This window comes from Streptomyces sp. NPDC058683 (assembly GCF_042716195.1).
In the GTDB taxonomy this organism is placed as follows: Bacteria; Actinomycetota; Actinomycetes; order Streptomycetales; family Streptomycetaceae; genus Streptomyces.
The window spans coordinates 93,465-110,782 of the sequence record NZ_JBHXSK010000004.1 but is presented as its reverse complement, the minus strand read 5'-3'; the positions used below and the strand labels follow the sequence as shown (position 1 = coordinate 110,782).

Annotated in this window: 16 protein-coding genes; 10 read left to right on the top strand and 6 right to left on the bottom strand. The window is 72.3% G+C overall.

Annotated features, from left to right (window positions below; all coding sequences use genetic code 11):
* Window positions 1–16: 16 nt before the first annotated feature.
* The 4 genes from ACFWXC_RS05950 (at window position 17) to ACFWXC_RS05935 (ending at window position 4,907) form a co-directional block, all read left to right on the top strand.
* Entirely contained in the window at window positions 17–793 is a 777-nt protein-coding gene (locus ACFWXC_RS05950) for an ABC transporter ATP-binding protein (protein ID WP_384473708.1), read from the top strand.
* Complete coding sequence (locus ACFWXC_RS05945; RefSeq protein ID WP_384473705.1) at window positions 790–2,784, top strand: FtsX-like permease family protein; 1,995 nt, start codon at window positions 790–792, stop codon at window positions 2,782–2,784. The genes ACFWXC_RS05950 and ACFWXC_RS05945 overlap by 4 nt, the downstream gene beginning before the upstream one ends.
* A gap of 266 nt (window positions 2,785–3,050) precedes the next feature.
* On the top strand, window positions 3,051–4,331 hold the full coding sequence (locus ACFWXC_RS05940) for a DMT family transporter (protein ID WP_384473702.1): 1,281 nt from the start codon (window positions 3,051–3,053) through the stop codon (window positions 4,329–4,331).
* Window positions 4,332–4,595: 264 nt separating this feature from the next.
* A complete protein-coding gene (locus ACFWXC_RS05935) occupies window positions 4,596–4,907 on the top strand; it encodes a DUF6234 family protein (protein WP_384473697.1) in 312 nt (103 codons plus the stop codon).
* Between the two features lie 133 nt (window positions 4,908–5,040).
* Here the strand turns inward: ACFWXC_RS05935 and ACFWXC_RS05930 are convergent, their stop codons facing one another.
* The 4 genes from ACFWXC_RS05930 to ACFWXC_RS05915 form a co-directional block, all read right to left on the bottom strand.
* Complete coding sequence (locus ACFWXC_RS05930; protein ID WP_384473694.1) at window positions 5,041–6,465, bottom strand: hypothetical protein; 1,425 nt, start codon at window positions 6,463–6,465, stop codon at window positions 5,041–5,043.
* Between the two features lie 192 nt (window positions 6,466–6,657).
* Window positions 6,658–6,924 carry a hypothetical protein gene (locus ACFWXC_RS05925; RefSeq protein ID WP_384473690.1) on the bottom strand — a complete coding sequence of 89 codons (267 nt, stop codon included), beginning with the start codon at window positions 6,922–6,924 and terminating at the stop codon, window positions 6,658–6,660.
* Window positions 6,925–7,007: 83 nt separating this feature from the next.
* Window positions 7,008–7,787 carry a GntR family transcriptional regulator gene (locus ACFWXC_RS05920; RefSeq protein ID WP_384473687.1) on the bottom strand — a complete coding sequence of 260 codons (780 nt, stop codon included), beginning with the start codon at window positions 7,785–7,787 and terminating at the stop codon, window positions 7,008–7,010.
* A complete protein-coding gene (locus ACFWXC_RS05915; RefSeq protein WP_384473684.1) occupies window positions 7,784–8,326 on the bottom strand; it encodes a GntR family transcriptional regulator in 543 nt (180 codons plus the stop codon). The genes ACFWXC_RS05920 and ACFWXC_RS05915 overlap by 4 nt, the downstream gene beginning before the upstream one ends.
* A gap of 125 nt (window positions 8,327–8,451) precedes the next feature.
* On the opposite strand from ACFWXC_RS05915, the gene ACFWXC_RS05910 reads away from it, so the two are divergent.
* The 5 genes from ACFWXC_RS05910 (at window position 8,452) to ACFWXC_RS05890 (ending at window position 13,952) form a co-directional block, all read left to right on the top strand.
* Window positions 8,452–8,808: a hypothetical protein gene (locus ACFWXC_RS05910; protein ID WP_384473681.1), complete on the top strand. Its 357-nt coding sequence runs from the start codon at window positions 8,452–8,454 to the stop codon at window positions 8,806–8,808.
* A gap of 267 nt (window positions 8,809–9,075) precedes the next feature.
* The gene (locus ACFWXC_RS05905; RefSeq protein ID WP_384473678.1) at window positions 9,076–11,331 is read left to right on the top strand and encodes an MMPL family transporter; all 2,256 of its coding nucleotides are present in this window, start codon (window positions 9,076–9,078) and stop codon (window positions 11,329–11,331) included.
* Window positions 11,332–11,470: 139 nt separating this feature from the next.
* Window positions 11,471–12,100, top strand: a complete 630-nt coding sequence (locus tag ACFWXC_RS05900; RefSeq protein ID WP_384474174.1) for a DUF4328 domain-containing protein — start codon at window positions 11,471–11,473, stop codon at window positions 12,098–12,100.
* Between the two features lie 112 nt (window positions 12,101–12,212).
* Window positions 12,213–12,878: an SDR family NAD(P)-dependent oxidoreductase gene (locus tag ACFWXC_RS05895; protein WP_384473676.1), complete on the top strand. Its 666-nt coding sequence runs from the start codon at window positions 12,213–12,215 to the stop codon at window positions 12,876–12,878.
* Between the two features lie 135 nt (window positions 12,879–13,013).
* Window positions 13,014–13,952, top strand: a complete 939-nt coding sequence (locus ACFWXC_RS05890) for an MIP/aquaporin family protein (protein ID WP_384473673.1) — start codon at window positions 13,014–13,016, stop codon at window positions 13,950–13,952.
* 36 nt (window positions 13,953–13,988) lie between these two features.
* Here ACFWXC_RS05890 and ACFWXC_RS05885 read toward each other — a convergent pair whose 3' ends face one another.
* Complete coding sequence (locus ACFWXC_RS05885; protein ID WP_384473667.1) at window positions 13,989–14,213, bottom strand: antitoxin; 225 nt, start codon at window positions 14,211–14,213, stop codon at window positions 13,989–13,991.
* A gap of 169 nt (window positions 14,214–14,382) precedes the next feature.
* Here ACFWXC_RS05885 and ACFWXC_RS05880 point away from each other — a divergent pair, with 169 nt between their 5' ends.
* Entirely contained in the window at window positions 14,383–15,627 is a 1,245-nt protein-coding gene (locus ACFWXC_RS05880) for an amidohydrolase (protein ID WP_384473664.1), read from the top strand.
* A gap of 19 nt (window positions 15,628–15,646) precedes the next feature.
* Here ACFWXC_RS05880 and ACFWXC_RS05875 read toward each other — a convergent pair whose 3' ends face one another.
* The gene (locus tag ACFWXC_RS05875; RefSeq protein WP_384473661.1) at window positions 15,647–17,209 is read right to left on the bottom strand and encodes an XRE family transcriptional regulator; all 1,563 of its coding nucleotides are present in this window, start codon (window positions 17,207–17,209) and stop codon (window positions 15,647–15,649) included.
* Window positions 17,210–17,318: the final 109 nt, after the last annotated feature.

The following is a 17,318-nucleotide window of genomic DNA, read 5'->3' as shown; positions in this document are numbered from 1 at the left end:
GCGGAAGTTGTGGGGCATGAACCTCACCTCCTCGGCGCCGCCCGTGTTGTGCGGCATCGGACTGTCCAAGTCCTTCGGATCCACCCGTGCCCTCGACGGCGTCGACATCGCCGTGCGGGCGGGCGAGTCGCTGGCCGTGATGGGCCCTTCGGGGTCCGGCAAGTCGACGTTGCTGCACTGCCTCGCGAACATCGAGCGCCCCGACGGCGGCCAGGTGCTGCTGAACGGCGAGCGCATCGACGAGATGGGCGAGCCGGAGCGCAGCGAGGTGCGCCGTACCCGCTTCGGATTCGTCTTCCAGTTCGGGCAGTTGCTGCCCGAACTGCCGGCCGTGGAGAACGTGGCGCTGCCGCTGATGCTCGGCGGCACCTCGCGCCGCGAGGCGGAGCGGCGGGCCCGCGCGTGGTTCGAGCCGCTGGGCCTGGCAGGCAAGGAGGACAGCCGCCCCGGTCAGTTGTCCGGCGGGCAGGCCCAACGGGTCGCCCTGGCACGGGCGTTGGTGACAGGCGCCCAGGTGGTCTTCGCCGACGAGCCGACGGGCGCGCTCGACCGGGCGACGGGGCAGGAGGTGATCCGGATGCTGACCGAGGTCACCAGGAAGCAGCACGCGGCGCTGGTCGTGGTCACCCACGACGAGTCGGTGGCCCGCTGGTGCGACCGTACGGCGCACGTCCGGGACGGACGGATCGTGGACGAGACGACCGCGGCGGGACCGGTTCAGACCGCGGCGGACCCGGTCCGGGCCATGGCGGACCCGGTCCAGGCCACGGCGCATGCCGGAGGCGTGCGATGAGGTCGCTGGACCGCACCACCTGGACGCTCACCCTGCGGCTGCTGCGCGGCGGTGGCCGGCACGGCCGTCTCGGCCTCGCGCTGCCCGCCGCCGCCTCGGCGATGTGCACCACGCTGCTGCTCCTGTGCGTCGGCGCCAACCTCGGCATCGGCGCACGCGCCGCGCACGCGGACTGGCGTACGCCCGTCAAGGCCGTCCTCTCGCGTGCGGTGGCCGTCGAGGCGGTGGGCACGACCTTCGTCGACGGCGAGCCCGTGACCGTCGTCGACGTCGCCGCGCTGCCGGGCCGCGGCGGCGCGGCGCCCGCGCTCCCCGGTGTGCCGCGCTTCCCCCGGCCGGGCGAGGTGTGGACCTCGCCCGCGCTCGGCGAACTGCCCGGCAGGCACACCACCGGCACGCTCGGCCGGGCCGCGCTGGTCAGGCCGGGCGAGAAGGTGGCCGTCGTCGGGCACCGCGCCGACGACCCGGCGATGACGGCGCGGCGCGGCACCGATCCACGCCGCCCGGGCGACATCGTCACGCCCACACCCGTCGCCGACTTCACGGGCAGCCGCACGGCGGACGGCCTCGGCGCCCAGTACCAGGCCCTGTTGAAGATCGCCTCGGTCCTGCTGGTCGTACCGTTGCTCGTACTCGGCGCCTCCTCGGCCCGCCTGTCCGTCTCGCGCCGCGACACCCGGCTGGCCACGCTGCGGCTGCTGGGCGCCGCGCCGGGCCGGATCGCGGGGATGGCGGTGGCCGAGGCGGCGCTGACCGGTGCGGCGGGGGCGGTCGCGGGCGCGCTGGGCTATGCGGTGCTGTTCCCGCTCGCGGCCGAGGTCCCGCTGGCGGGCGGCAGTTGGTACGTCTCCGACCTGTGGGTGGGCCCGTCCGTACTGCTCGCCGTGCTCGCCGGCGTGGTGCTGACCGTGGCGGCCAGCGCACTGGCCGGGCTGCGGCAGGTGGTCGTGGGCCCGCTCGGGGTCGTACGCCGCTCGCGCACGCCCCGTCTGAAGGCCGTACGCGCGCTGCTGTTCGTCCTCGTCCTCGTCGGCTACTGGTGGCTGTCCAAGGACCGGCCGATGGACATCGACGCGATCGTCTACTGCTGCGCCGCCGTCTTCGCCGCGCTGTCCGTCATCGGCCCCTGGGTGGTCGGCATGCTCGGCGGCCTAGTCACCGTTGTGGCCCAGCGTTCCGCGACACTGCTCGCGGGGCGCCGCCTGCTCGACGACCCCAAGTCGGCGTGGCGTTCGGTGTCCGCGTTGACGCTGGCGGCCTTCGTGGCCGGTTTCTTCGCGCTGTTCAGCCTCGGCGGCGGCGGTGTGCCCTGGGGTGCCGCGGACCGACTCGCGCTGTCCGTACCGAAGGACCAGGTCGCCGTCGTACGACAGCAGATCTCCGCCCGCCTGGAGCGAGCGGGCATCGTGGCCACGGTCGGCACGGACGACGGCTGGGTCGCCACCGGTACCGGCGAACGCGGCGAGCGCCAGGTCACCGCGGCCGTCGCGGACCCGAACCGGATGGACGCGGCACGCGGCGCGCTCACCGGTCTCGTGCCCGGCCAGTACCCGGTCACCGGCACGGACGTCGACTGGCAGTCCCGGCAGTTCGACCGCGACTTCCACCTCGTGACGCTCGCCGTGCTCGGCGCGAGCTTCGCCATCGCCATCGCCGCCACGGGCATCACGGCCGCGTCCTCCGTCCTGGACCGCCGCCGCACCTACGGCCTGCTCCACCTCGCGGGCACCCCGCTACGCGTCCTGGACGCGGCCCGGCGCACCGAGTCGGTACTCCCCGCCGCCGTACTCGCGGGCGGCGCCCTGCTCACAGGCCTGTTCTGCGCGGCTCCGCTGACCCTCGCCGGCGGCACCCCGCACGTCGACGGCACCGGCGCCGCACTCCTCGCCGGCTGCCTGACGCTCGGCTTCGCGGGCCTGACGGCCGCGAGCGCGGCGAGCCGCCCGCTGCTGCGCACGGTCGCGACGGAGGCAGGACCGAGGCCGGACTGACCGGAGAGCGGCCGACTCGCACGACCTCCACCCGATATCCGCGCGATTCATGCGATCCATGCGCCATGTCTCGCGCACCACACCCACCCTCCAGGGCCACCACCATCCTGTGGTGCGCCTGGCCGGCCCGGCCCCGCTTCGAGGACACAGAACCCCGTGTACGTAATGGTCAACTCCCTTACTCAGCCCATGTGTTCCACAGGTGGCGGCCGAAAGACCCCGGCACCCGCCGCGACCCGACCGACCGCGGACGGCGGTGCGAACGCGTGAAGTCCAGAATCGATCCGCTGACCGTCGCGGCGATGGCGGTCGCGGTGGTCTCCATCTCGGCTACCGCCCCGCTCACCGCCGCCGCCTCCGCCCCACCTCTCGCCATGGCCTTCTGGCGCAACGCCCTGGGCTTCGCCACGCTCGGACCGTTCCTGCTGATACTGCGCCGCCGCGAGGTGACACGTATCGCGCGCGGCGAGCGCGGACTTCTGCGCCGGGAGCAGTGGCGGCCCCTGGTCTTCGGCTTCCTCGCGGCCACGTCGCTCGCCCTGCACCTCGCGGCCTTCATGACGAGCACGCGGATGACCTCGGTCGCCATGTCCACGGCCCTCGTGGCCACCCAGCCCGTCTGGCAGGCCCTCATCGCCGCGGGTCAGGGCGTCCGGGCCTCTCGAAGGACCTGGGCGGGTCTGACGCTCGCCGTGGTGGGAGCGGCCGCGGCCGCCGGTCTTGACATCAGGTCCGGCGGCACGGCGCTGATGGGCGATCTGCTCGCCCTCGCCGGCGCCGTCGCTCAGGCCGGATACACCGCTCTGAGCCAGAAGGCACGCACAGATGTGAGTACCCCCTTGTTCTCGACGGTCAGCTCGCTGGTCTGCGGGCTGGAACTCCTCGTCATCTGCCGGCTGGCCGACATCCCGCTCACGGGTTTCGACAGATCCACGCAGCTGTCGCTGCTCGGGCTGCTCCTCCTGCCCCAGCTTCTGGGACTCGGCTCGATGACCTTCGCCCTCGGCAGGACCTCGGCAACGACGATGAGCGTCCTCCTCCTGCTGGAGACTCCGGTGGCCGCGCTCACCGCCTGGTGGCTGATGGGGCAGAGCATCCAGCCCGCGGCCATACCCGGGCTCGGACTGATCATCATCGGTGTCACGGTCGTGGTGACCAGCGGGGACGGAGAGCAGTCAGCGTCACAGCATGGCAAACACCGCAGAGGAATACCGCCGTACCCGAGCTACGCCCCGTACACACCACAACTACCGTCCACGACCGGTGAGTCCGTCCCCGGTGGGCGGGAACACCACACGCCGGCCCGGGCTTTCGTGGCGGCCCGGCCGACATCACCAGAACCCCGACCGTTCGGGCACCATGCCGAACGGGACCCCAGAGCGGAATGGGCAGGACTCGGCGGGGACGAGAGTCCGACGATCACGCTCACCTACCACGGCGCAGGGGCGTTCGACACCGTGTACTTGGGCAGGCCGGAGGTGGAGGAAGAGAGGCCGGCTTTCGACGACCCCGTCGAGACATGGGCGGACCATGGCCGGCGGCCGTGATCGCCAAGGGACCACAGGCCAATCTGCGCAGCGGTTCGGCCGATCCGGCAGCCTTCGACACTTCGACACCTCGACACCCCGAAGACCAGCCGGTGGCTGTTCGTCCGTCTGCGCGGGCCTCACCCCGACGCCGGTCGCACCCCTGCGGCTCCGACAAGGGCGACGCATCTGAGTAGCCGTGCTCATGTGCCGTGCCTGCCACGACAGCATTCTGAGTGACATGCGATCGACGGAATGTCACTCGAGAACAGAACGGTGGTCGGTATGAGGCAGGGGAGTCGGCCGTCGACCGGCGAGCAGATCGGAGTCGCCGTGGCGCTGCTCGTCGTCGACCTGATCGTCATCGGTTATCTGTGGCTCCGTTACGGGATGACAGGCTGGGCCGACAGCTATGACCAGGGCAATCCGCCCGGTGCGCCCAGGGAAGCACTGCGGGGAATGTGGTTCCTGGTCGGCGGCGCAGTCGTCACAGGTGGTGGTCTCCTCGCGCTGCGATGGCGCATTCCTGGCACCGTCCAACTGGTCGTCCTGGGAGTGGCGGCCGGGCTGCTCGGTGGCCTGGCCGCTCGTGAATAGCGCACGTCAGCCACCTCGCCTCAACTCACCACCCTCCCCGGCTTCCAACCCGTCTGCCGTCGGACCGCACACCGTCGAGCGGGCGTGGGCCCCCTGGCCCCCTGGCGTCCGGGCGGAGCGCCCGCCCGTCCGCTCATGCCGGTCGGGTGAGCTGCCCGGCCCCCGGCTTCCCTGCCGTCAGGAACTCCACCACCGCCAGTGCGAACAGCAGGCACAGGGCGATGCCGATCACCACCCACCCGGTGGGGTACGACCACAGCAGGTAGACCAGCAGGGCCACGGCGACCAGGAGCCAGCTGATCCAGGTGCGGTAACGGCGTACGAAGGGGCCGACCGGGCCGGTGCGCAGGCCGGCGTGGTCGGCGGTGGCGCGCACCGCGCCGATCCCGGAGGTCCACAGCCGCCGTACCAGCCCGGCGTACCGGCCCGGCCCGGTGAGCCAGGTGCCCAGGGCGACCACCACGGCCAGGGCCACGACCATGCGCACGGTGGTCCGGAGGAAGTGGACCAGCGCGTCGTAGACGGCGGCGGCCGCGTCCGTGGAGACGCCGGCGGGCAGCCGGTCGAGATAGATCACCCGGAACACGCTCAGCCCGATGCCGAGGATCCCGGTGGTGACGGCGACGCCGATGCAGCCCGCGACCAGGGCCCGGCGGCGCCGGACCGACAGCAGTACGCCGACGGCGACCAGCAGGACGGCCAGCACCGGCAGCCAGTTCCCGGCGAGTTGGAGCAGCCGTACGTAGGTCTTGACCTTGTCGATCTGGTCGGACTTCGCGAGGGTGAAGTCGGCGTGCACGGCGGGGATGTGCTCGGCGGGGGTCAGGCCCGCGTCGACGAGTCGCTGTTTGACCTGGTCCACGAGGGGGCCGATGTCGAGGGTGACGGTGTCGTTCTTCAGCTGGACCGCGCCGCCGCCGCTGCCGGTGAGGGCTTTGTCGAGGGTGCTGTGGACCTGGCGGTTGGCGTCGGTCCAGACGGTCCTGAAGGCGTCCGACGCGGCGATCTTCTGGGCCTGGTCGTGGACGAAGCTGCGTACGGCCCCTTCGAGCGCGCCGCCCAGCTTGCCGCCGAGCGCCTGCTGCAGCCGGGGCCGGTCGGCGGGGGCCACGTCGGCGAGCAGGGCGGGCAGGTCGAGGCGGGTCATCAGCGCGTCGGTGGCCCGGTTCGCGACGGCGTCCTGCACGGCGGGGTTCGAGGCGAGCGGGGCGACGGTGGCGACGTAGCGGTTGGTGTCGCCCACCACGTCGGCGGCCCACGCGGCGACGACGGAGAGCGGGGCGAGGAGACAGCCGAGGACGACGAGTACGGCGCCGAGGAGGGACCTGCCGTGGTGCCGGGACCGGGACGACCGCCGGTCCCGCTCGTTCTCCAGGACCGTCAGCCGCCCCCGCAGCTCCTCCAACTCAGTCCGTTCCGCGTCGGACCGTCCTGCCTCGGGCCGCTCCGCGCCCGGCCGTTCCGCGCCCGGCCGTTCCGCGTCGGACCGTCCGGCTTCAGGTCCCTTCGCGTCCGGCCGTTCCGCGTCGCCGTCCGCGGGTGCGCCACCGTCCTCCATCCGTGCCTCCTCCTCGCCGACGACCGGGCCGCGAGCCCGGCGTCGAACGGAGGGCTGAGCACGGGCGTGCCGAACATCGGCACCGCCACGGCGGACGCGGCCACTGCCACGGCCGACACGGCCACTGCCACCCTCACCCGGCGCATGCGCGCCCACGAGCGCATGAAGGCCGTACGGGTGAAGCGGCCCCCGTCACTCGCTCGCCTGCTCCCGCTTCTCTCCCCGAGTCCGCCAGTAGGTGTAGCCCTCCGCACCGAAGCCGGCGGCGGCCACCACGAACCCCACCCAGAGCAGCGGCAGGTTCTTCCACCTCACGCCATCGAGCATCGACAGGTCGATGCCGAGGATGGGCAGAAAGACCGAAGCGGCCTCCCACCACTGCCCCTTACGGGCCTTGACGACGGCGGAGCCCAGCCCGAGCACGAAGACCAGCGCCATGAACGCGATCACTATCCGCATGACGGCAGTGTGCCCTGTCGTCCTGTGACGTTCCGGGCCCCGGCCGGACCGGCGGTGCTTGTGGGCGATGCGAGGTCAGGCGGTCACTCCGGTGTGAACTCGTACTGCAGCTCGTAGAGATGTCCCGCCTTTGCCATGGCCGTCGCCTCGACGGGGCGGCCTGCCTCCGTGTAGACGACCCGGAGGGTGCACAGGACCGGCAGGCTGCTGGGGAGCCGGAGGGCCTGGAACTGTTCCTGGGTGGGGACGCGGGCCGAGACTCGGTCGACGCTTCGGTGCGGGCGATGGCCGAGTTCCGCGAGGAGGGCGGGGGTGCCGCCCTTGATCCGACGCCGGTCGGCCAGCGGCGTGCCCCGGGCGATCTCCAACGGGTAGTAGGACTTGACCAGTTCGGCCGGTTCGTCGTCGATCAGGACCAGCTGGCTGCGCAGGAGGACGGCGGCCTCCTCCGGCAGCCCGAGGGCCGTGCGGACATCAGTGGGCGGACGGGTCTCCGTCACGCCCAGGAGGTCGATGTGTGCGGTCGCGCCGTGCTTGGCCGCCTCGGTGAGCCAGGGGTACGTCTGCCCGGTCGCGGCCGGTGTCAGGGATCCGGCCGGGCGGATCGTCCGTCGGCGGTGTTCGCGTACCGTCACCGCCGCGCCCGCCCGGCCGATCACCAGGCCCTCGTCCTTGAGGAGTTGGAGCGCCTTCTGGACGGTGGCGTTGGAGGCGTCGAAACGGATTCTGAGCTGTGCGGTGGAGGGCAGGCTGGAGCCCGCCGGCAGTTCGCCGCTCATGATGTCGTCGCGCAGGTCGGCGGCGATCCGTTCGTGCAGGGAGCGGCGGTCGTGGGCGTCCTGTTCTGCCTTGGGCACGGTCATCCGATCCTGATCTCGTAGCGCAGTTGCTGCCGTCGCGCGGGCATCACCATACGGTCGACCTGGATCGGCCGGTCGTCGTGGTCCAGGGTGAGCCGGGTCAGGAGCAGGACCGGGTCGGACGGGGCGATCCGAAGGGCCTGCTGCTCCGCTTCGTCGGGGAGATCCGCCCTCACGTCCTCACGGACCAGGGCGCCGGCATACCCCAGCTGTGCGAGCAGGGTGACGGCGCCGCCGGGGATCTTGGCTGTGGCCGCCAGGCCGGTGCCGCGGGCGATCGCGGTCGGGTAGTAGGTGTCGGTGAGTTCGTTCGGCTCGTCGTCCAGGAGGATCAGGCGACGGCGTACGACGACCGGCTCCTGCTCCGGGATCCCGAGCAACCGCGCCACCTCGGCCGACGCGGGCACCTCCCCGGCATGGACGATGCGCTGAGTCCCGCGACGGCCCTGGGCTGCCGCGTCCGCGGTCCAGGCGTCCCCCTGCCCCTGCTCGCGCGGCGTCAGATACGGCATCGAGGTGCTGACCCACCTGTTCGCGCTCACGGTGTCCCTCCCATACGGCCTAGCCACCCACCTTGCTGCTTTACACGGTAAGCGACTTGGTCGGTGTCCTGTCGTCGCTCGACTCACCTTGCTGCTTTTCGCGAATGGCATTAAGGTCGGTACCTGTGACTGACGATTCGGATCCCCTTGAGGGTGCCGCGCCGGAACGGAAACTCGCGCACCGGTACGGGGAGGTACGTCTCCTGCCCCTGGCCGGTTTCGATGCCAAGCCGTGCTACCTGATCACGGACGGTGGCGGCGGCCCCGTGTCGCGCCTGGCCGACACCGTGGAAGGCGTGCAGCTCGGCATGGCCGCTCAACTCCTGGCTCACGCTGACGACATGCTCCCGAACGCCCCGCGCGGGGAACTCCGCTTCCTCGCCGAGTGCCTGACCGAAGCCCTCCGCGACGCGCTTCGGGTCGCCGAGAGCCGGAGGCGCCAGACGGCCGCTCCCGGCGGCGAGCGGGAGCCACTCCCATGACCGCTCGCGTCCCTGCCCGGGCATGAAGTTCGCCCGGGTGTGCGTTGCGGCACGGGCATCGGCGGTGTGGCTCGGTCGTGCGCTGGATGGTGTAGCCCGCTACACCCCCCTTTCGGGAGGGTGCTCCCTCGTGGGGGCCGGGGGGTCGGCGGAATTGTGGTGGGTGGAGACGCGGGCTTCTGGGAGGGAGGTCCGGGTCTCGGGGTTCGGACGCGAGGTCCGAGACCCGGATCCCCGTCCGTACCGCCTCTGGAGGCCTTTCCCGTCATGGCAACTGTCCTGTATCACCTGGGCCGGGTGGCCTTCCGGTGGCGTTGGTTCGTCACCCTGTTGTGGGTCGCGGTGCTCGCTGTCGCCGGGTTCGCCGCGAGCAAGGCGCCGGAGGCCTCCGACGAGGGCTTCACCATGCCCGGGATCGAGTCGCAGAAGGCGTTCGACCTGCTGGAGGAGCGGTTCCCGGGGACCGCCGCCGACGGGGCCGGCGCCCGGATCGTGTTCGTCGCGCCCGGCGGGGAGAAGGTGACCGCCGGCGCCAACAGGGCCGCCGTCGAGAAGCTCGTCGACGAGGCCGCCGCCGGCTCGCAGGTCGCCTCCGCCGTCGACCCCTTCCAGGCGAAGACGGTCAGCAAGGACCGTACGACGGCCTACGCGACCGTCACCTTCGACGCCAAGGCCGGTGACCTGACCGACGGCAGCAAGGCGCATCTGGAGCATGCCATCGACGCGGCCCGGGACGCGGGGCTCACCGTCGAGGTCGGCGGGGACGCGCTGGCCACCCAGCCGTCCGCCGGCGGCTCGGCCGAGGCGATCGGCATCGCCGTGGCCGCCGTCGTGCTGCTGATCACCTTCGGGTCGCTGGCCGCCGCCGGGCTGCCGCTGCTCACCGCGGTCCTCGGGGTCGCCGTCAGCATGACCGGCATCCTCGCCCTCTCCGAGACCTTCGGTCTCTCCAGCACCACCGGCACCCTGGCCACCATGCTGGGACTGGCCTGCGGTATCGACTACGCGCTGTTCGTCGTGTCCCGGTACCGGGAGGAGCGCGGCAAGGGGCATGCGCCGAGGGAGGCCGCGGGGCTCGCCGCCGGTACGGCCGGGTCGGCTGTCGTCTTCGCCGGGCTCACGGTCGTCATCGCGCTGGCCGGGCTGTCCGTCGTGGGCGTTCCGATGCTGACGAAGATGGGGCTGGCGGCCGCGGGCGCGGTGCTCGTCGGGGTGCTCATCTCGCTCACGCTCGTCCCTGCCCTGCTCGGGTTCTGGCCGAACGCCGTGCTCTCGCGCGGTATGCGGCGCGGCTCCCGGCGGTTCCGGCGGAAGCAGCGCAGGCTCGACAACGGTGGCTCGCGGTGGGCGAAGGTCGTCGTACGGCATCCGCTGCCCGTGCTGCTGCTGGGTGTGGTGGGGCTGGGGGCCGTGGCCGTACCCGTGATGGATCTTCAGCTGGGGATGCCGGGCGACGAGGCGAAGTCGACGTCGACCACCGAGCGTCGGGCGTACGACGATCTGGCGAAGGGGTTCGGGCCCGGGTTCAACGGGCCGTTGACGATCGTGGTGGATGCGAAGGGGGCGAAGGATTCCGAGGCGGCCGTGAGCGTCGTCCGCAAGGACATCGCGGCCACGGACGGCGTGGTGTCGGTCTCCGCGGCCCGGTTCAACGACGCCGGTGACACCGCCGTGTTCTCCGCCACGCCGTCGACCGCTCCGACCGACGAGAAGACCATGGATCTCGTCGGTGAGATCCGGGACGAGCGAAGCGGCATAGAGGCCAAGGCCTCCGGGGCGTCCTTCGAGGTCACCGGGACGACCGCGCTGAACATCGACGTCGCCGAGAAGGTGCAGTCGGCCCTGGTGCCGTATCTGGTGGTCGTGGTCGGGCTCGCGATCGTGCTTCTGCTGCTGGTCTTCCGGTCGCTGCTGGTGCCGCTGAAGGCGGCCGGCGGCTTCCTGCTCTCGGTGCTCGCCGCCCTCGGCGCGGTCGTCCTGGTCTTCCAGCAGGGCCACGGCGCGGACCTGTTGGGCGTGGAGACCACCGGCCCGATCATGAGCATGATGCCGATATTCCTGGTGGGCATCGTCTTCGGCCTGGCCATGGACTACGAGGTGTTCCTCGTCTCGCGGATGCGGGAGTCGTACGTCCACGGGGAGAGTGCCGAGCAGGCGGTGGTCTCCGGGTTCCGGCACAGCGCGCGGGTGGTCGTGGCCGCCGCGCTGATCATGATGGCGGTGTTCTCCGGGTTCATCGGGGCCGGCGAGTCGATGATCAAGATGATCGGGTTCGGGCTCGCCATCGCCGTCCTCTTCGACGCGTTCGTGGTGCGGATGGCCATCGTGCCGGCGGTGCTGGCGCTGCTCGGGGACAAGGCGTGGTACCTGCCGCGGCTGCTGGACCGGGTGCTGCCCGACATCGACGTGGAGGGCGAGCGGCTGAGCCGGAAGGTGCCCGCGCCGGCGCGGGTCGTGGACCAGCCCGAGTACGAGGCCGATACGACGGTGTCGGTGGCGGAGCCTGAGGCGCTGAGGCGCTGAGGCTTCGGCGGTAGGGGTGGCGTCCGCGCCGTACCGGGCACTGCCTGGGCATATCAACTGTGTGTCACCTGTCCCAGGGTGGTAACGGCCATGGCTCCCGGTGCCGGAGCCAGGCCAGGATGACCCGGTGAGTGAACACATGGTCTCCCTGAGCCCCGTCCGGACCACCGGGGTCGTCGCCTCCTCCGCGCTGCTGCTCGCCGGTGGCGCCTGGGCCGTACGGGCGGTGTGGGACCTGCGGTTGGCCGGGGCGGGGGAACCCGCGGGCGGGGTGCCGGACCAGGGGGGCGGTCGGCACCGGCCGTTGACCTCGCTGGAGAACGGGTACCACCTCGTCAGTTCCGCCGGGGCCGTACTGACCGTCCTGTGCGCCGTCGTCTTTCTGATGTGGCTGGGGCGGGTGCGCGACAACGCGCGGGTCCTGTCCGGGCGGGCGCCCCGGTACAGCGGGATCTGGGTTCCCGTGGGGTGGGTCATTCCCATCGGGAATCTGTGGATTCCGCGCGGGATCGTCGCCGACGTGTTCCGGGACAGTGCACCCGAACGGCGGTTGCCCTGGATCGTCAATGTGTGGTGGGCGCTCTGGCTGGTCGGTCTGGTGAGCGGGGTCGGGCTGATGAACAGCGACTCCACCGACGAACTCATCGCCCGCGCCTACGGCGACGTCCGGCCGCTCGTGCTCTCCGACCTCGCGCTCGTCGCGGCCGCCGTCGCGGGCGCGTTCGTCGTGCGGGCCGTCACCCGGGTGCAGGTGGAGCGGGAGGGCTAGGGGCGGCTGGGGGATCGTCCAGGTGCCGGCCGGGGCGCACGTGTGAAGTCGGGGGCGGCGCGGTACGGAGAGTTAGGTACGACCTCTCGCCTCAGCCGTCAGGAGTCACGTCGTGAGCAGTGTCGCCATCGTGGGTGCCGGGCCGGGGCTGGGGGCCGCCGTCGCCCGGCGGTTCGGGCGGGAGGGGTACGGCGTCGCGCTGATCGCCCGGGACGGGGAGCGGCTCGACGCGATCGCGGAGGAGCTCGCCGGCCTCGGTGTCGAAGCCCGTGGGTTCGCCGCCGACGTACGGGATCCGCTCGCCCTCGCCGCTGCCCTGGAGCGGGCCGCCGAGGAGCTCGGGACCGTCGAGATCCTGCAGTACAGCCCCGTCCCGCAGCGGGACTTCATGCGGCCCGTGCTGGAGACCACCCATGCGGATCTGCTCGGGCCGGTCGAGTTCTCGGTGTACGGGCCCGTCGCCGCCGTGCAGCAGGTGCTGCCGGGGATGCGGGAGCTGGGCCGGGGGACGATCCTCCTCGTCAACGGCGGTACGGCCGTCATCCCGCACCCGGAGCGTGCCGGGACCTCCATCGCCTTCGCCGCCGAGAGTGCCTATGGGCATCTCCTGCACGACCGGCTCGCCGGGGAGGGGATCCATGTGGCGCAACTGGTCATTCCCGGGGCCATCGTCGCGGGGCACGCCCGCAAGGATCCCGCCGTGCTCGCCGACACCCTCTGGACGATGCACCGCGACCGGCACGGATTCCGGCACTACGCCGACGACCTAGAGGGATAGCCCCTGGCGAGGGACGAACGGTAGCCCCCGTCGGGCGGGATGGGCCGATCTGCGCGAACATCATTTGTGGGTCAATATGGTGTTCGGCCCGATTGCTCCTCTCAGGGAGCCAGCGATGGCTAAAGGGGGCCAGCGATGGCGGTGGAAATACCTCCTCTCCTCAAGCCCTCCCGGCTCAGAAGCCGTGGAGGCCTGCTCGGTGAGTGTCTGGCAGAGTTCCTCGGGACCTTCGTCATCCTCGCGTTCGGAGCCGGTGTCGTGGCGATGGCCGTCGCGGCGCTGCCCGGGTCGGGGCGTGCGGAGACTCCCACGACGATCTTCCTGGCCGCCGGTGACTGGCTCCTGATCGCCTGGGGCTGGGGACTGGCCGTGACCTTCGCCATCTACGTGGCCGGCGGTGTCAGCGGCGCCCATCTGAACCCGGCGGTGACGCTCGCGTTCGCCGTCCGCCGCAAGTTCCCGTGGGTGAAGGTGGTGCCCTACTGGGTGTCGCAGGTGCTGGGCGCCTTCGCCGGGGCCGCGTTGGTCTTCCTCGTCTACCACGACGCGATCAACGCGTTCGACGCCGCGTCGAAGCCGCCGAAGGTGGGCGGGCACACCGAGGCCACTTTCTCCATCTTCGCCACCTTCCCGGCGCCGTACTTCCACGGCGGGATCTGGGGGCCGCTGATCGACCAGATCGTGGGAACGGCGTTCCTGGTCATGTTCGTCGTCGCGGTCGTCGACCTGCGCAACACGGCCGTGGGGTCCAACCTCGGCCCGTTCGTCATCGGCCTCGCCGTCGCCGCCATCGGCATGTCCTACGGCGCGAACGCCGGTTACGCCATCAACCCGGCCCGTGACTTCGGGCCCCGGGTGCTCACCTGGCTCGCCGGGTGGAAGAGTCTCGCGTTCCCGGGGAACGGGGCCGGGTTCAGCAGCTATTGGTGGATCCCGATCGTCGGACCGCTGATCGGCGGTGTGATCGGGGTGCTGATCTACGACCTGTTCATCGGCGACGTCCTGCACGCCCGGCTCAAGATGGGCGAACTGCCGGAGCCGGGCCGGACCCGCCCGACCACGGACGAGCCGTAGGCGGACCGGTCGGTGCAGCGGTGATCGCGGCGGCGGTCAGGGCCCGGGCTTCTCCGCGCCCTGTTCGCCCAGCCGCCGCACCAGTTGCTGGGCCTTCGTGACACCGGTGTCGATCTGCTCGGTGTACTTGCCGTCGGTGCGTCCGTCGGCCAGGTCGCCGGCCTTCTCCAGACCGGTCTCGATGGCGTCACCGTGTTCCTCGGCGAGGTCCTCGGCCTTGTCCTTCGCCTTGTCCGTCAGGTTCTTCAGTCCATCGAACATGAGGGAATCGTGCCCGGCGGGAGCCGGCCGCGGCAAGACGGCACCCGGGGCGTTCAGCAGGGCGTGCGGTGTCCGGCAGGGCGTGAAAGGAGCGGTCGGGCGTTTTCCGCGGCGGGTGACGGTGGAGACTCGACGGGCAACCACGTCACCCACCCCTGGAGACGACGCCATGAGCATCAGCCCCCTCCTGACCGGCCTGACCGGGAAGCTTCCCGAACTGCGGGCGCTGTACGAGGATCTGCACACGTATCCGGAGCTGTCCTTCGAGGAGGAGCGGACCGCGGCCGTGGTCGCCGAGCGGCTGCGGGGGCAGGGCTGGGAGGTCACCGAGCGGGTCGGCGGCACCGGGGTGGTCGGGGTGCTGGCCAACGGGGCCGATGGGGACAGTCCCGTCGTCCTGCTGCGTGCCGACATGGACGCGCTGCCGGTGCGGGAGGAGACCGGGCTGCCGTACGCCTCGAAGAACGACGGGGTGATGCACGCGTGCGGGCACGACATGCATGTCGCCTGGCTGCTGGGCGCCACCGGGCAGTTGGCGGCCGTGCGGGATGCCTGGCGGGGCACGGTGGTGGCGGTGTTCCAGCCGGCCGAGGAGGTGGGCGGGGCGCCGAAGATGCTCGCGGACGGGTTCGCCGAGCGGTTCCCGCGGCCGGACGTCTGCCTGGCCCAGCATGTGGCGGCCGCACCGGCCGGGCTCGTCGGGACCCGGGCGGGTGCGCTGATGGCGGGCGCGGACAGCATGCGGGTCACGCTGTTCGGGCGGGGCGGGCACGGGTCCACGCCGGAGGCGACCGTCGACCCGGTGGTGCTGGCCGCCGCCGTGGTGATGCGGCTGCAGACCGTCGTCTCCCGGGAGGTGGGCGCGGGCCAGCAGGCCGTGGTGACGGTCGGTTCGATCCACGGCGGCACCAAGGAGAACATCATCCCGGACACCGTCGAGCTGAAGGTCAACGTGCGGTCCACCACGGCGGCCGTACGGGAGCGGGTGCTGGCGGCGGTCGAGCGGATCGTCCGGGCCGAGGCGGCGGCCTCGGCCGCGCCGAAGGAACCGGAGATCGTCCCCATCGACTCCTTCCCGGTCACCCACAACGACCCCGCCGCCACCGCGTCCGTACAGGCCGCACTGGCCGCCGAATTCCCCTCCCTCACCTTCGAGTTGACCTCGCCGGTCCCCAACAGCGAGGACTTCGGCGCCTTCGGTACGGCCCTGGGGGCGCCCTCGGTGTTCTGGTTCGTCGGCGGTGCCGACCACCAGCTCTTCGTGGACGTCGACCTGGAGGCCCTGGTCCGCGACGGCATACCGCCGCAGATCCCCTCCAACCACTCCCCGCACTTCGCCCCCGTCCCGGAGCCCACCATCGAGACGGGCGTACGGGCGCTGCTCGCGGCGGCGGGTCACTGGCTGGCGCCCTGACCTCCGGCGCGCTCCGGGGTCAGCGCAGGGCGCTCGTCCGCCGGTGCGCCGGGATCGCCAGCCACCCCCCGGCCGCCGTGCGCGCGGCCGGCAGGAAGCCCGGGTCGGCGCGGATCTCCGCCAGGATGTCGTCCCGGGCCGCCATGCCCAGGGCGTAGACCAGGCTCTCCAGGGTGGCCGCGCTCACCGGGTCCCGGGTGAGCCGCCAGGCGGTGTGGTGGTGGGCGACCGCGGCGCGCAGGAAGACGGAGTCCGCGTCGTCGGCCGCGACATGGCCGAGCGCGCGCACCGCCACGTAGGCCGTGCGGCGCGGCACGCCCGGCCGCACGGCGAGCGCCTTGACCACCGCGCGGTGCCTGCGGTCGCCCAGGATGCGCAGCGCGTCCAGCAGCGGAACCGCCAGTTCCGCGTGCCGGGCGGTCGACGGTCGGGCCAGTTCGGCGGCGACCGCGTCGGCCAGCGGCTCCCGGTAGGGGGTGGCGGCGAGCAGGAACGCGGAGTACAGGCGGACGTCGAAGACGGGCGAGGTGAGGGTCTCGGCGACCAGGGCGGCCGGCACCGTGGTGTCGGGGACCAGGTCCGGTTCGATGGCCCACACCGGGGCGGTGATCCGGCGGACGGCCGCGGCGAGCGGCGCGGGCGCCGGCTCCGGCGGTGGCGCCACCGGCCCGCGCCCGCCGAGGAGTTCGCGGGCGTGCTCCGGGTGGACGCGGGCCAGATAGCGGCGCAGCGGGTCGACCTGGTCGGCGACCGGACCGGTGCCGGGGGACTCGCGCAGGGCGCGGACCAGGGTGCGCAGCTGGGCGCGGTCGAAGTGCCGGTAGCCGACCTTGCGGAAGCAGGCCATCACCGCGCCCCGGTGGGCCAGCGGGCCGCTGGGCGCGGCGAGTTCGGCCAGCACCCGGTCGGCGGCGTCGGGGTGGCCGCAGTTGTCGAGGGCGCAGACGATCTCCGTGGCCGTCGACCGGGCCCGCCCGGCGGCCAGTTCGGCGCAGGCGAGGACGACGGTACGGCCGCCGCGCGGATGGTTGAGCAGCCGGTTGAGGGTCTCGAAGCGGAGCATCCAGGGCAGGTCGTCGGCGATCACCATCTCCCCGACGAGGCGTTCGGCGAGCCCGTACCAGGTGCCGGACGGCATCAGCACCACGTCCGGGCGGGCGCACAGCCCGTCGGCGAGCCGGTCCCAGTCGTCGCCGGTCATCACCGCGCCGGACAGGGCCTGTTCGAGGAGGTCCTCCAGGGTGTCGTCGGCGGCGGTGACCGGGGCGGTGTCCAGGACCGGGGCCGGGGCCAGATAGCGCCAGAGGGTGCGGGCGGTGGCGGTGAGCAGGTTGCGGGGCAGGCCGAGCAGCTCCTCGTAGCGGCGGACCGCCGCCCAGGGCACGGCCGTCCGTCCGGTCTCCCACCGGGAGGGCGTGCTGACACTGACCTCACGGTCGTAGCAGCCGCCCCGGAAGGCCGCGGCGAAGACCGGGAGGGAACGGAAGGCGGGGTCCGTGCCGAGCAGGCGGTTGACGCGCAGCAGCCAGGCCACCCGGGAGCGCCGGTCCGGAGCGCCGCCGACCGTCAAGTGCGTGCTCATGACGGACAGTTTGGCAGTGGTCGTCCGGCTTCGTGACGAGTGCGGCAAACCTTTTTCCGGCCGCCTACCCGAAGCACCGGGGGCGGTGGGGGTCCGTTGCACGCGCCGG

Coding starts and splice junctions, on each gene's coding strand:
- ACFWXC_RS05950 (WP_384473708.1), top strand. CDS start 17: ATGAACCTCACCTCCTCGGCGCCGCCCGTGTTGTGCGGCATCGGACTG.
- ACFWXC_RS05945 (WP_384473705.1), top strand. CDS start 790: ATGAGGTCGCTGGACCGCACCACCTGGACGCTCACCCTGCGGCTGCTG.
- ACFWXC_RS05935 (WP_384473697.1), top strand. CDS start 4,596: ATGAGGCAGGGGAGTCGGCCGTCGACCGGCGAGCAGATCGGAGTCGCC.
- ACFWXC_RS05930 (WP_384473694.1), bottom strand. CDS start 6,465: ATGGAGGACGGTGGCGCACCCGCGGACGGCGACGCGGAACGGCCGGAC.
- ACFWXC_RS05925 (WP_384473690.1), bottom strand. CDS start 6,924: ATGCGGATAGTGATCGCGTTCATGGCGCTGGTCTTCGTGCTCGGGCTG.
- ACFWXC_RS05920 (WP_384473687.1), bottom strand. CDS start 7,787: ATGACCGTGCCCAAGGCAGAACAGGACGCCCACGACCGCCGCTCCCTG.
- ACFWXC_RS05905 (WP_384473678.1), top strand. CDS start 9,076: ATGGCAACTGTCCTGTATCACCTGGGCCGGGTGGCCTTCCGGTGGCGT.
- ACFWXC_RS05900 (WP_384474174.1), top strand. CDS start 11,471: ATGGTCTCCCTGAGCCCCGTCCGGACCACCGGGGTCGTCGCCTCCTCC.
- ACFWXC_RS05890 (WP_384473673.1), top strand. CDS start 13,014: ATGGCGGTGGAAATACCTCCTCTCCTCAAGCCCTCCCGGCTCAGAAGC.
- ACFWXC_RS05885 (WP_384473667.1), bottom strand. CDS start 14,213: ATGTTCGATGGACTGAAGAACCTGACGGACAAGGCGAAGGACAAGGCC.
- ACFWXC_RS05880 (WP_384473664.1), top strand. CDS start 14,383: ATGAGCATCAGCCCCCTCCTGACCGGCCTGACCGGGAAGCTTCCCGAA.
- ACFWXC_RS05875 (WP_384473661.1), bottom strand. CDS start 17,209: ATGAGCACGCACTTGACGGTCGGCGGCGCTCCGGACCGGCGCTCCCGG.